The organism is Burkholderia pyrrocinia, from assembly GCF_018417535.1.
In the GTDB taxonomy this organism is placed as follows: domain Bacteria; phylum Pseudomonadota; class Gammaproteobacteria; order Burkholderiales; family Burkholderiaceae; genus Burkholderia; species Burkholderia pyrrocinia_E.
Genome location: NZ_CP070977.1, coordinates 1,761,398 through 1,775,788 on the forward strand (window position 1 = coordinate 1,761,398; position 14,391 = coordinate 1,775,788).

Below are 14,391 nucleotides of genomic sequence, written 5' to 3' on the forward strand. Positions count from 1 at the left end.
CGCGGCGGCAGGCGTTCGCCTGCGATGGCCGCCGGCCGTTCATTCGTCAGTCGACCACCTTCCCTCTTCCCGACTTCACCGTGCTGCGGCGCGACTTGTGCTCGAGCCGCCGTTCCTTCGACGCGCGCGTCGGCCGCGTCGCGACCCGCGCACGCGGCGTGAACGCGACACCGGCGATCAGCGTATCGAGGCGCGCGAGCGCGGCTTCGCGGTTCTTCTCCTGCGTGCGGTATTCCTGCGACTTGATCACGACGATACCGTCGCGCGTGATGCGCTGGTCGGACAGCGCGAGGAGCCGCTCCTTGATGACGGGCGGCAGCGACGACGCACGGATGTCGAAACGCAGGTGGATCGCGCTCGACACCTTGTTCACGTTCTGCCCGCCCGCGCCCTGCGCGCGCACGGCCGTCCATTCGACTTCGGCCGGATCGAGCGTATAGCGGATCATCATCGCGAAACCTCCGTGCGGCGCTGCGCGAGCGCCTCGTCGACGCGGGCCGCGAGCCCCGAATCGCGTTGCGTGCGCGTCGCGACCGCCTGCGCCAGCACGCGCCGCGGCCCGATCACCTGCACGCGCATACGTGCCCGCGTGACCGCCGTATAGACGAGTTCGCGCGTGAGCACGCGGCCGAACGATGCCGGCAACACGAGCGCGGCTTCGTCGAATTCCGAACCCTGGGATTTGTGGACCGTCAGCGCGAACGCCGTTTCGTGCGGCGGCAGCGCGGCCGGCGACACCGCGCGCACGGTGCCGTCCGCGCGCCTGAACCACACGCGCAGCACGCCATGCGCGTCGGGCAACGCGATGCCGATGTCGCCGTTGAACAGCCCGAGCGCATAGTCGTTGCGCGTCACCATGATCGGCCGCCCGGTGAACCAGTGCGCGCCGACCGCGAGCGGCACGCGCGCCGCGTGCCGCACATGCGCGGCCACGAGCGCGTTGACGTGCTCCGCGCCGCGCAAGCCGCTGCGGGTCGCGCACAGGATCCGGAACCGGTTGAGCGCATCGAACAGCGGCAGCGGATCGGGCACCGGCGCGGCCAGTACGGCGCGCAATGCATCGAGGTATGCGCCGAACCGCCGCGCAAGCCGCTCGACCGTCGACGACGCAAGCGAGTCGCCCGCATCGTCGTGGAACGACGCGGCGGCCGCGTCGTCCGCGGGCAGCGCGTCGAGCGCGGCCTGCACGTCGCCGCGCCGGATCGCGAGCGACAACCGCCCGATCGGCGAATCGAGGCCGAAGCGGTAATTGCGTTCGAGCCACACGACGCAGTCGGCGAGCGGTGCCGGTGCCGGTGCGGGTGCGACGGGTGCGGCGGCGGCTTCGCCGGGCAATGTCGACGCGACCGACGCAAGCGCCGCGTCGCCTGCGTCGAACGGTGGCAACTCGACGGCGTCGAGCCACGCGAGTTCGTCGACCTCGATCCATGCGGGGGCGCCGCCTGCATCGCCGATCTCACCGGCATCGGTCAATGCCGGACCGGCGGACGGCGGTGGCGCGACGTCGGCCGCGGCAACCGCGTCGTCCTGCGGTTCGTCGTCGAACAGCGACGCCTGTCGCGCGTCGGCGCGCGGCCGTGACGCCCGTTTGCGCGAAGCGGCGGCAGATACCGAAGCGGAAGGTTGGGCCTGTGCCGCAGCGGAAACCGGATTCGCAACCGGAACCGTCGCCATCGCCGTTTCGTCCGGCACCGGCAACGCCGCGACGAACTTGGCCTCGTCGATGCCGAGCGCCTGCGCGATGCGCGTACGCGCCGCCGCGGTAAACGCCGGCCGCGCGCTCAGCTCCGCGAACACGGCGCCCGCCTCGACCGCGGCCAGTTGATCCTTGTCGCCGAGCAGCACGAGCCGTGCGCCCGGCGCGAGCGCGTCGAGCAGATGCGCGGCGAGCGCGACGTCGATCATCGATGCCTCGTCGACCACGATCAGGTCGTACGGCAGCGGATTGTCGCGATGATGCCGGAAGCCCGCCGCCCCGCCGCCACCCAGCAGACGATGCAACGTGTACGACGTGCCCGGCAAGCGCGCCGCGAGTTCGGGCGGCAAGTCGCCGGCCCGTGCGTGCAGCGCTTCCTGCATCCGCTGCGCGGCCTTGCCGGTCGGTGCGGCCAGCGCAATGCGCAACCCCGGATGTGCATCGAGCAAACAGGCGAGCACGCCGACAACGGTGGTCGTCTTGCCCGTGCCGGGGCCGCCGCTGACGATCGTCACGCGGCCCGTCAACGCGACGATCGCCGCGACGCGCTGCCAGTCGACTTCGCCGGTCGCGGGCCCGAAGTAACGCGCGAGGTTGTCGCGCAACCGGTCGGGCGACAGCCCGTCGTCCGGCACCGCGACGCCTGCCTGCGCAACGAGCGCATCGGCCAGCCGCCGCTCATAATCGAAATAGCGCGCCAGGTACAGGTGGTCGTGCCGGTCGACGATCAGCGGCCGCTCGTCGCCGCGCGCGAGCGTGCCGAACGCGACCACGCCGCTCGCGGCGAGCGCCGCGCGGATGTCGTCGAGCGGTTCTTCATAGCGCTGCGCGAGCGCGCCGAGCGCGACGCACACGTGGCCGCCCGCGGTCGCGCGGCTCGCCGCGAACGCGGCGCGCGCCGCCCAGCGCGCGGCCGCGGCCGATGCGCCGGCACGACGCGCGAGGTCGCCGATGCGGCGCGCGAAGCCTTCCGCGAGCGCGATGCCGAAATCGGCGGGCTCGGGCAGCCGCGCGACGAGGCCGCCGGTAAATTCGAGCATGTCGTCGGACGCATTCATGCGCGGCCCCCTTCCATCATCCGGTCGAGTGCGTCGACGAGCGCGCGTTCGGGCCGCCGCGCATGCACGCCGGCCGGCTCGCCGCCGCTGCGCCAGTCGGGCCGCACGCCGCGCACGAACAGGTACAGGTAGCCCGCGATATGCGTGTCGTAGTCGTAATCGGGCAGCCGCCCGCGCAGGTAGCGATGCAGCGCGACCGTGTACAGCAGCGCCTGCAGGTGATACGCGTGATCGGCCATCGCAACGTCGAGCGCGCGCGGGCCGTAGGCGTCCGGCGTCGTGCCGAGATGGTTCGACTTCCAGTCGACGATCCAGAAGCGGCCGTCGTGTTCGACGATCATGTCGATGAAACCCTTGATGAAACCGGCGAGCATGCCCGCCTCCAGCGCAACGTCCGGGTAGCCGTGCGCGACCAGCAGCCGGCGCAGCGCCATCAGGTCGAGCGACGGTGCCGGGAACAGGAACCCCATTTCGTCGAGCCGCTTCGCGGGGTCGAGATCGGCGAGCCGCATGCCCGGCACGAGCTCGGTGCGCACGACGTCGTCGACGAGCCGCGCCATCATCGCCGGCAGGCGCGTCGCGAGTTCGGGCGCGGCCTCGACCGGCCGGTCGTGCAGCGCGCCGAGCGCGGCCTTGTGCCACGACTCGGGCTCCGAGAACCGGCTGAGTTCGAACAGCCGGTGCAGGCACTCGCCCGCCGCCGCGCCGCGCGGGAACACGAGGATGTCGTCGCCGGGCGGTTCCGGCGCAACCGTATCGGCCAATATGAACTCGCCGTCCGGCGCCACCGCGGCAAGCGCATCGTGATCGGGCCGCAGTTCGTCGTCCGGCACGGCCGCGACGCCGGCCTCCTCGCGCGCCATCGTCGCGGTCAGCGAACTGAAGCTCGCCATCCGCCACGCATCGCGCAGCACCCGCGTCGCATGCCGCGCCACGAGCGTCTGCGATGCGTCGTGCCCGGCCGCGAGACGCTCGCGGCGCGCGGGCGCCGGCAGCGGCGCGACGCTCACGGGGCCACCCGCAAGCGCGCCCCAGGCGGCGTCGAGCGCGGCTTCGTCGGGCGGCTCGTCGAGCCACGCATCGAACGACTGGCCGGCACCGGCGACGAGCCAGTTGAGCACGCTGCGCCGCGCTTCGCGCGTCGAACGCGACGACAGGTACGGCCCGGCGACGACGTAGCAGCGATAGACGGCGCGCGTGAGCGCCACGTAGACGAGCCGCGCGCGTTCCGCGGCCTGCTCGCGCATCGCCTGCTGCGCCGCGTGCGCGGCCGCGTCGTCGTCGCACCCGTAATGCAGCACGGCATCGCCCGCGTCGTCGTGATATTCACGTGCATCGGGCAACGCGGACGCCGGCGGCTCGCGCAATCCGCCGTCGTTCAGGAACGGACAGAACACGATCGCGTATTCAAGGCCTTTCGACTTGTGCACGGTCACGATCTGCACCAGGTTGCGATCGGATTCGAGACGCAGTTGCGCTTCCTCGCCGCCGCCGTCGAGCCGTTGCGCGGCGAGCCAGCGCAGCGTCGGCGCGATGCCGGGCTGCGCGGATGCGCGTGCCTGCGTCAGCTCGGCCAGATGGTTGATGTCGGTCACGCGGCGCTCGCCGTCCGCGCCGGCCATCAACCGCTCGGCAATTCGCAGCTCGCGCGTGAACGTGCGCCACATCACCGCGAAACCGCGTTCGCGCCACTGCAGCCGATACCGCGAGAAACGCTCGACCCAGCTCATCGCGTCGACACTGTCGGCACGGTCGGCCGCGGACGCTTCGCGCGACGCATCGCCGTCGCCCTGTTCCATCCGCCACAGCGCGCCGGCATCGAGGCCGAACCAGTCCGCCGCGAGCGCCGCGCGCAGACGCCGCAGGTCGCCCGGCGCGTCGATCGCCGCCAGCACGCGCTCGAGCTGCTCGGCGTCGCCGGTCGAGAACACCGAGGCCTGCGCCAGTTCGACGCTGCCGATGCCCCACGTGGCAAGCACACGCTTCACGAGACTGCCCTGCCGGTGCGTCTGCACGAGCACCGCGATGTCGCCCGGGGATAGCGGCGTGTCGCCCAGCCGCGCGCGCCCTTCGCGCGCGCCGCGCATCAGCCGCGCGATCTCGGCCGCGCAGGCCTGGGCGGCCTGCGCCTGTGCGTCGCGCTTGAGCAGCGTGCCTTCGCCGCCCGGCAGCGCCCAGACCCGGAAATCGCCCGCCGGGCCCGGATCGGTTTCGTCGACGAACGGCGCACGCACGCGCGTGCCGGCACGCACCGCGTAATAGTCGAGCCCATCGAGCACGAACGCGCGCGGATTCGACATGAAGAAGCGATTGCACGCATCGACGATCGCGGGCGTCGAGCGCTGGTTGACCGCGAGCGTGTAGCACGCGCTCGCGCTCGCGCGTGCTGCAAGATAGGTATGCAGATCGGCCGCGCGGAAACTGTAGATCGCCTGCTTCGGATCGCCGACGAGGAAGAGCGGCCCGCCCGGCGCGAAGATGCGGTTGAAGATCGCGAACTGCAGCGGGTCGGTGTCCTGGAACTCGTCGATCAGCGCGGCCGGATAGCGCGCGCGCAGCGTCTCGGCGAGCCACGGATGCGCATGCAGCGCGTGATACAGGTTCGCGAGCAGATCGTCGAACGAGACGACGCGCCGCGTACGCTTGCGCTCGGCCAGCTCGCCCGGCGCCATGTCGAGCCATTCGGCGATCAGCGCGAGCCAGCGCGCGCGCTGCGCGGCCTCGGCCGCGGCCACGGCCGCTTCGAGCGCGTCGGCCACGTCGAAGAACGCGTGTTCGGGCGTCGCGCCGCCCTTTTTCGTCGCTTTTACAAGCGCGGTGCGCGTGAGCTTCAGTGCGGCCTTCGGCAGCGCGGCCGTCGCGTCGCCCTGCGCGAAATGCGCGGCCCATGCGGCAAGCGCATCGGCAACCGCGTCGGGCTTGTGCGAGCGCTGGTTGAGCGCGGGCTGCGCGGTGCGCAGCAACGCATCGATCGCGTCGCGCTCGGCCGCCCACATCCGCGCCGCCTCGGCGAAACATTCGGCCGCGGCGGCCTCGGCCGACTCGTCGGGCTCGGTCACGCCGTCCCAGCGCAGCGCGGCGAGCGGCTTCTTCAGCCGGCGCGCGAGCTGCGCATCGAGCGCGGCCGGGCCGGCGCCCGATTCGACGAGCCAGGTCGCAAAGCCCGGCCAGCGCGCGGCCGCCGGTTCGACGCGCGTGCGCCAGAAGTCCGCCGCGAGCTCGAAGCGCAGCGACGCGTCGTCGGCCTCCATGTCGAACGCGAACGGCATCGCGGCCGCGAACGGCGCTTCCTGCAGCGCGCGCTGGCAGAACGCGTGGATCGTATGGATCGCGGCCTGGTCGAACGCGCGCAGCGCGCGCCGGATCCGCTTCGCGGCCGTCTCGGGATCGAGCGCGCCGCCGTCGCCGAGCGTGGTCTCGAGCAGACGCGCAATGAACGGATCGCCGCCATCGTCGCCGGTGTCGAGCGCGTGCGCGAGCTGCGCGAGCCGACCGCGAATCCGCTCGTGCAGCTCGGCCGTCGCCGCCTTCGTGAAGGTCACGACGAGGATTTCGTCCGCGCCGAGATCCTTTTCGAGCAGCAGGCGCACATACAGCGCGCAGATGTTCCAGGTCTTGCCGGTGCCGGCCGATGCCTCGATCTGGTTGACGCCGTCGAGCGGGCACGCGAACACGTCGAGTTCGAGCGCCGGCTGCGGCTGCGACACGGCGCTCATGCAACCTCCTTCAGATGTTCGACGAGCGGCTCGAACACGAGCCGCGCGAGCGTGCCGAACGGCTCGTCGAGCGACGCGTGCGCGCCGCGCCATGCGATCGCGATGGCCGGATCGTCTGCTTCGCTCACGACACGCTCGTTGATCCAGACGCTCGCGGCCTTGGCTTCGCCGTCGGACACCGTCGCCCACGCGCTGCGCGGGAAGAACCGCAGCGGCATGCGCCGCCCTGCGCGAAACAGCGCGGCAAGCGGCGCGAGCCGCTCGAGCGGCGCCGCGACGGGCGTCAGCTCGAACGCGCCGCCGCTGCCGAACCACAGCGTGCGGCGCGGGCCGCCTGGCTCGACCGCGCAGTAGACGAGGTGCGCAAGCCACGCGGACAGATAATCGCGCGCGCTCGGCCGTGCATAGCGGTAGATGATCTGCCCGGCCGGCGTGAGCCGGTTCAGCGTGCCGTGCAGCTCGAGCGGCGCGCTCACCGCGTCGCCCGACAGCATCGCGTCGTCGGCGCCGAACAGCGCCTGTTCCGTCTCGGGCCATGCAGGCACGATGACGAGCGAAAACGGCCGCCGCTCGATGCCGTCGGCCAGCGCGCGGCGCACGTTCGACGCAAGCTGCGTCATCGAGCCGAGCGCCTGGTCGCGCCACACGGCGCCCGTCGCGCCGCCCGGCAGTTCGGGGCTCGCGTCCGCGATGCGCAGCGCATGATCGTGCGCGGCCCCATCATCCGATTCGATCAGGAGCGGCAGCACACGCTCGGCGAGCGCGTCGCTGCCGGCGAAATCGAGCGCGAACGGCTCCGTGTCGAGCAATTCGGCCTGCGCGTCGGCGAGCACGATGCCAAGCCGTGCGCGCAGCAGCGCCCGCGCGGGATGCCGCCAGAAGCGTTCGAATTCGCTGAACGCGACGGGCTCGACCGGTTCGGCCGGCAGCGGCTGCGCGAAGAACGGCAGTTCGCGCGGGCCGTCGCGCGACGCCTCGGCGGCCAGCAGCGACGCGAGCGTCGCGCGCTCGGCGTCATAGGAAACGAGCCCGCTGCCGGGCTGGAAATACGCGGCCGCGAACGGTTGCAGCGGATGCTCGACGACGAACGCGCGCCGCGCGGCATCGACCGCGTCCGGCGCCGCGTCGGGCCCGGCCGTGACGAGCGCGAGATGGTCGAGCAGTTCGTCGACGAGCGCCGCGGGCGGCAACGGCGCGTTGTCGCGGATGCTGCGGCCCGTGTACGCGATCAGCAAGCGGTCGCGTGCGGCGAGCAGCAGGTCGAGAAACAGGTTGCGCTCGTCGTCGCGGCGCTGCCGGTCGCCGAGCTTCGGCAACACGGCCATCAGGTCGAATTCGTCCGCGCGCGCGAGGCTCGGCAGCACGCCGTCGTCCATCCCGAGCAGGCAGACGACGCGGTACGGCAGGCCACGCAAGCTCGTCAGCGACGAGAACGTGACACCGCCCCACGGCACCCCGCCGCGCGCCGGATCGTCGAGCGCCGCGGTCAGCCCCGCGCGGACGACGGCCGCCGGCAACGCTTCGTCGGGCGCGCCCTCCGTCATCGCGGCCAGCATCGCGTCGAGCGCGTCGCGCACGCCGGCAAGTGCGTCCGCATAAGCGGCGCCCGAATCGAAGAAGCGCGCGAGCGTGTCGGCGAACAGTTCGCTCCAGCCGCGCGGCGTGTGCGATTCGGCGAGCCGCCGCGCGAAGCCGTCGAGATCGTCGGTAAAGCGCGCGAGCCGGCCGAGCAGCTCGGCCTCGCTGCCCGTGGCCGCCTCGATCGGCAGCCACGCGCCGACCGGCGCCGCGCCTTCCGGCATCGCATAACCGAGAAAGAGCCGCGCAAGCGCATCGGAGAACGTATGGCGCGGCGCAGGCACGGCCGCGTCGTCGCTCGCGAGCGGCGACAGCCCGCGCCGCGCGCCGGCGGCCGAAAGCCAGGTCTGCACCGTCTCGAGCGCGGCCGCATCGATGCCGTAGCGCGCAGCCACCGCGTCGACGCGCAGCCATTCGACCAGCTCCGGCGCGCCGACCTGCCGCTCCGGCAGCACGAGCCAGTCGAGCAGCACGCGCGCGACCGGGTTTGCCTGCGACGGCGGCAGGCCGGTGATCCGGTAAGGCACGCGCGCGCCGCCGGCGCCGGCGCCGGCCGTACCGAACACGGCATCGATCAGCGGCCCGGCCGCCGCGAGATCGGCCACCGCGACGAGCACGTCGGACGGCTGCAGGCTCGCGTCGGCGTCGAACCACGCGAGCAGCCGGTCGTGCAGCACCTCGAGCTGGCGCGCGAGGCTGTGGCACACGTGCACCTCGATCCCGCGTTCGGCCGGTGCGTCGCCGGCTTCGGCCTCCGGCTGCAGGTCGAGGATCGCGTTCTGCACGCGCGCGAGCCACGTCGGCGCGGGATTCTCGACGAAACGCGACGCATCGCCCGACGCGGCGCTTTCGGTCAGTTCGTGCAGCATGTGCAGTTGCGCCTGCGTCTGCCGCCCCCACTCGGCGAGCAGCGGATGGCCGACTTCCTGGTAGTCGAGCCGCCCGGCCGCATCGAGCGCCTCGGCATGCGCGGCGGTCACGATGTCGAACCAGAATTCGCGGCACGGGTTCAGCGCATAGACGCGCACGTCGATCCAGCGCGACAGCTCGCGCAGCAGCGCGACGTGCAGCGGCGGCATCGTCGGCAGTGCGAACACGCTGACCGATTCCGGCCAGTCGGCGCGCGCGACGGCATCGGCATCGAGATGGCGCGCTTCGACGAGGAAGCGGTGCGCGGGCGGCGTGCCGCTGTCGCTCAGTTCCGCGAGCAGCGCGCGCCACAGCGCGGCCTGCCAGCGCTCGTCGTCGCGCGCGGCGTCGCTGATCCCGCGCGGGGCGGCGTCGCCCGCGAGCACGGATTCGCCCGCCTGCCACGCGGCCAGCCATTCGGGACGATAGGTCAGGTAATGATCGAGCACGGCCGCGACGCGGTGCGCGAGTTCGTAGCGCATCGCATCGTCGGAGGCGGACAGATACGCGGCGAGCCGCGGCGACGCGAGCCACGGCGCGCCGTCGGCCGCCCGCGCGAACAGCCGGTAGCAGCGCCACACGAGGCGGTCGGGTGCGAACGGCGAACGCGCCGGCACCGTCAGCACCCGGCCGATCTGCGCCCACAGCCATTGCGCGAGATACGTGAACTCGACGTTCGCGCACACGCCGTTGCGCGCGGCGATGTCGAGCTCGAGACGGCGGCGCAGCGCCGCGCTCGGCACGATGACCTGCTGCGGCGCCCACGGGCCGTTACGGGCCGGGAACGCGGCCAGATCCTCGAGCAGCGCATCGGCCAGCGTTTCGTGACGGTTCGAATAGAAGAGATGGAGCATGAAGCGGGCGTTGGAACGTCGCGCCGGCCGGGCCGGGCGAACAGGGTCCCCAAGCATAGCAAATGGGCCGCCGCCGCGAACCTCGTCCGGAAAGCCAGGTTTTGCGGACCGCGAAATACGATAGACTCGTCGCCAGTCAATATGCCGCCCCCGGGCCTCTTCGTCTGCCATTCAGCCCATCGATGCGCTATTCGGTCGAAATCAGAAAGTTTTTCTACAGCCAGTACTTTTTCGGCGGCCTGCGGATCGCGGTCGGCGTCTCGCTGCCGGCCGTGCTGTGCCTGATCGTGTTTCACAACCGCGAGCTCGGCTTCACGATCTCGACGGGCGCGCTCGGCGCGTGCGTCGTCGACATGCCGGGCCCGCTGAAGTACAAGCACAACGAAATGCTCGCGTGCAGCGTGATCGGCTTTCTCGCCGCGCTCGCCACCGGCCTTGCCACACCCAACATCTTCGCGCTGTGGCTCACGATCGTGCCGCTCACGTTCGTGCTGTCGCTGATCGTCGTCTACGGCAACCGCTGGCCGCAGATCAGCTTCGCGACGCTGTTCATGATGGTGATGACGCTCGAGGAGAAATTCACGCCGCTGCAGGCGTTCATCAACGCCGGCTGGATTCTCGCGGGCGGCCTCTGGTATACGTACTGGGCCACGCTCGTGTCGCAATGGCAGGCGCGCCGGATCGAGCAGCAGGCGCTGGCCGAGAGCCTGTTCGCATGCGCCGACTACCTGCTCGCGCGCGCGCAGTTCTACGATCTCGATGCCGATCTCGACGAGTGCTACCGCAATCTCGTCGCCAGGCAGATCACCGCGGTCGAAACGCAGGAAACCGCGCGCGACATCGTGCTGCGCAACCTGCCGAAGCTGCGCCGCGGCAAGCTCGATCCCGGCCGCACGACGATGTACAACCTGTTCATCAACAGCGTCGACCTGCACGAGCTGTTCGTCGGCGCACACACCGACTACCCGCTCGTGCGCAACACGTTCGGCGGCTCGGATCTCATCATTTTCTACCGCGACCTGATCCGCAAGGCGGCCGCCGATCTCGAGGAGATCGGCCTCGCGGTGCTCGAGAACCGCGCGCCGCATTCGCACGTCAGCGTCAAGGCCGAACTGCGCGCGATCGAGTACGAGATCGAACTGATGCGCAAGAAGAACTTCGCGGCCACCAATGCGGAAGCGTATGCGGCCGTGCTCGCGACGTTCAGGCGCATCTGGAGCGCGACGCGCCTGATCGACCGGATGCGGCGCAACCTGTCCGGCCGTACCGATCCGCAGCAAACCGAACTGAAGATCGACAAGGCGCTCGCGCGCTTCCTGCAGCGCCGCCGGATGTCGCCGCTGCTGATCTTCTCGAACCTGAACATGCGCTCGCCGAGCTTCCGCCACGCGCTGCGCGTGACGATCGCGGTGGCCGTCGGCTTCTGGCTCGGCCGGCTGCTGCCGCTCACGAATGCGTACTGGATCGTGATGACGACCATCATCATCCTGAAGCCCGGTTATTCGCTCACCAAACAGCGCAACGCGCAGCGGATCATCGGCACGCTGATCGGCTGCGCGGCGAGCATCGCGCTGATCTACACGGTGAAGGAGCCGCACCTGCTGATCGCGATCATGTTCGGGTCGATGGTGATGAGCTACAGCCTGCTGCTGTTCAACTACGCGGCGAGCGTCGTATTCACGTCGTCGTACGTGCTGCTGATGTTCCACCTGCTCGCGCCGGGCAGCATGCGGATCATCGGCGAGCGCGCGATCGACACGGTGGTCGGCTGCATGATCGCGATCGCCGCGAGCCGGCTGTTCCCGTACTGGGAATACCGGCTGATGGGCAAGCAGGTCACCGACATGCTCACGGCGACCCGCAAGTATTTCGAGGCCGTGTGGCGCGCCGGCCGCGGTGCGTCGCCGCCGCCCGTGCCCACCGCCGACGGCGCAGCCGTCGTGCCGGGCGTCGCCACGGCGATCGAGACGCCGGCCACGAGCCTCGACGACGACTATCGCTACCGCCTCGCGCGCAAGGACGTGCACATCGCGTTCGCGAACCTCGGGCAGGCGTTCCAGCGGATGATGATCGAGCCGAAGGCGCACCAGCGCTTCGTGCCCGAGCTGAACGACCTGCTCGTCCAGACGCACGTGCTCGGCGCGCAGATCACGGCCGCCGCGCCGCTGATCCGCAACGCGTGCTCGGCCGACGACAGCCTCGTCCACGACGACGCGCTGCATCGCGGCCTCGCCGCCGTGCTCGACAACCTCGAGAAGGCCGAGGCCGGCGAGCCGCCGCCCGCCGACCAACTCGAAGCGGGCAAGCAGATCACGCGAGATCTCGACGCGATGGTCGTGTCCGCGGAAAAATCCGATGCGGTCGGCGCCGAACTCACGCACGACCTGAAGGTGCTCGCGCACCAATGCAAGCAGATGCTCGCGTCGTCGCTGCTGATCCGCAAGGACGCGAGCGTGATCCGCCTGCCCGCCTGACCCGGCCTGACCGTTCCCGCCGGTGGCCGGCCCGCGCACGACGCGCATCGGCCGCCGGCGCGCCCCGATTCAGCGATCCCCCCACGCATGACCCGCCCGCTCCCCGCGGCCCGCGCCGATGCCGCGCGACCGCCCCACGCCCTATTCCGCTCGTCGCGCCAGTCAGGGAATACCCGATTCCGGTCACCCGGCCCGGCTTGTTATCATTCGTTCACATTCAAGTTGTATAGACAACTTGAGCCAATCGGACCGGTCCCGCTCGCCCGGTCCGTCGCATAACGATATCGGAGACTCGATGAAAAACTTGCAGCGCCACCTGAGCGCGCGGCACATCCGCTTTCTCGCGCTGGGCTCGGCGATCGGCACGGGCCTGTTCTACGGCTCGGCGTCCGCGATCCAGCTCGCGGGCCCGGCGGTGATCCTGGCGTACCTCCTCGGCGGTGCGGCCGTCTACATGGTGATGCGTGCGCTCGGCGAGATGGCCGTGCGCGAACCCGTCGCCGGCTCGTTCGGCCACTACGCGACCGAGAACCTCGGCCCGTTCGCGGGATTCGTCACGGGCTGGACCTACACGCTCGAAATGGTGATCGTCGCGATCGCCGACATCACCGCATTCGGCATCTACATGGGCTTCTGGTTTCCGGATGTCCCGCAATGGATCTGGGTGCTCGGGGTCGTCGCGATCATCTGCGGGCTGAACCTGTGCCACGTGAAGGTGTTCGGCGAACTCGAGTTCTGGCTGTCGATCATCAAGGTCGGCGCGATCGTCGCGATGATCGGCGGCGGTGTCGCGATCCTGCTGTCCGGCATGCACTTCGGCCATTCGGCCGACGTGCCGACGTTCGCGAACCTGTGGAACCACGGCGGCTTTTTGCCGAACGGTTTCGGCGGGCTGATTGCGTCGCTGTCGGTCGTGATCTTCGCGTACGGCGGGATCGAGGTGATCGGGATGAGCGCCGGCGAAGCGAAGGACCCGGAACGCGTGATTCCGCGCGCGATCAACGCGGTGCCCGCGCGCATCCTGCTGTTCTACGTGCTGACGATGGTCGTGCTGATGTCGATCAGCCCGTGGACGGGTGTCGGCAGCGAAGGCAGCCCGTTCGTGCAGATCTTCTCGGCGCTCGGCGTGAAGTCGGCCGCGACGATCCTCAACCTCGTCGTGATCAGCGCGGCGATCTCGGCGATCAACAGCGACATCTTCGGCGCGGGCCGGATGATGTTCGGGATGGCGCGGCAGGGCCAGGCGCCGCGCGTGCTGATGACGACGTCGCGGCACGGCGTGCCGTGGGTCACGGTGCTCGTGATGGCCGGCGCGCTGCTCGTCGGCGTGCTGCTCAACTACCTGATGCCGAAGGACGTGTTCCTGGTGGTCGCGGCGATCGCGACGTTTGCAACGGTGTGGGTGTGGCTGATGATCCTGCTGTCGCAGGTCGCGATGCGTCGCCGCCTGTCGAACGCCGAAGTCGCGGCGCTGAAGTTCAAGGTGCCGTTGTGGCCGGTCGCACCGGCACTGACGATCGCGTTCATGGGTTTCGTGATCGTGATGCTCGGCTGGTTCGACGATACGCGCGTCGCGCTGTATGTCGGCGCGGCGTGGCTCGCGCTGCTCGCGGTCGTGTTCTACGCACGAATCCGCCCGAAGTTCGCACCTGCGTCACGTTGACGCACGGCTGACCTGCCTGCGCGGCGCGCCGGTTTCGGCGCCCGCCTCTTTCCCGGCTCCGCGCGGCGCCTGCCGCGCCGGCAGCCGCGGGCTTCCCCCTTGCGCATGCACTCCGGACGCGGCCCCGGCCGGGCCGCGCACCGGCACGTCAGTGCGACGCCGCGTTCGCGGCCTCGGCCGGATGGGCCTCGTCGTACGCGTGCTTCTGCGAAATCGCGTTGTACAGGATCGTCCCGATCACGAGCAGCACGGCCACGACGATCAGGATGCTCACGTTGCGGACAGGGTTCTTCTTGCGCTGATCGTTCATGGTCGGTGCGACTCCGTCAAATTCATCGAAGCGGGCATTCTACGCGCTTGCGCCACCGCCGCGACGTCCCGTTTCCGATCCCCGCCCCTGCCTTCCCCTCCGCCCGCCGCAAGCTTTCATTTGATAATCGTTC

Annotated in this window: 7 protein-coding genes; 2 read left to right on the forward strand and 5 right to left on the reverse strand. The window is 70.5% G+C overall.

Going from position 1 to position 14,391, the window contains the following annotated elements; all coding sequences use genetic code 11:
• Window positions 1–46 precede the first annotated feature (46 nt).
• Genes arfB through recC form a run of 4 tightly spaced genes read right to left on the reverse strand, consistent with a single transcriptional unit; the run spans window position 47 to window position 9,811 of the window.
• Window positions 47–451, reverse strand: a complete 405-nt coding sequence (gene arfB / locus JYG32_RS08235) for an alternative ribosome rescue aminoacyl-tRNA hydrolase ArfB (protein WP_174380472.1) — start codon at window positions 449–451, stop codon at window positions 47–49.
• Window positions 448–2,754, reverse strand: coding sequence for an AAA family ATPase (locus JYG32_RS08240; RefSeq protein ID WP_213265260.1), 2,307 nt, complete (start codon window positions 2,752–2,754; stop codon window positions 448–450). Before JYG32_RS08240 ends, arfB begins: the two co-directional genes overlap by 4 nt.
• Window positions 2,751–6,470 (reverse strand): exodeoxyribonuclease V subunit beta, encoded by a 3,720-nt coding sequence (gene recB / locus JYG32_RS08245; RefSeq protein ID WP_213265261.1) that lies wholly within the window; start codon window positions 6,468–6,470, stop codon window positions 2,751–2,753. The genes JYG32_RS08240 and recB overlap by 4 nt, the downstream gene beginning before the upstream one ends.
• A complete protein-coding gene (gene recC / locus JYG32_RS08250; RefSeq protein ID WP_213265262.1) occupies window positions 6,467–9,811 on the reverse strand; it encodes an exodeoxyribonuclease V subunit gamma in 3,345 nt (1,114 codons plus the stop codon). The genes recB and recC overlap by 4 nt, the downstream gene beginning before the upstream one ends.
• Before the next feature lie 182 nt (window positions 9,812–9,993).
• Here recC and JYG32_RS08255 point away from each other — a divergent pair, with 182 nt between their 5' ends.
• A complete protein-coding gene (locus JYG32_RS08255) occupies window positions 9,994–12,285 on the forward strand; it encodes an FUSC family protein (RefSeq protein ID WP_213265263.1) in 2,292 nt (763 codons plus the stop codon).
• 295 nt (window positions 12,286–12,580) lie between these two features.
• Window positions 12,581–13,948, forward strand: a complete 1,368-nt coding sequence (locus tag JYG32_RS08260) for an amino acid permease (protein WP_174383034.1) — start codon at window positions 12,581–12,583, stop codon at window positions 13,946–13,948.
• A gap of 148 nt (window positions 13,949–14,096) precedes the next feature.
• On the opposite strand, the gene JYG32_RS08265 is transcribed toward JYG32_RS08260, so the two are convergent.
• A complete protein-coding gene (locus tag JYG32_RS08265) occupies window positions 14,097–14,258 on the reverse strand; it encodes a hypothetical protein (protein ID WP_113044988.1) in 162 nt (53 codons plus the stop codon).
• Window positions 14,259–14,391 lie beyond the last annotated feature (133 nt).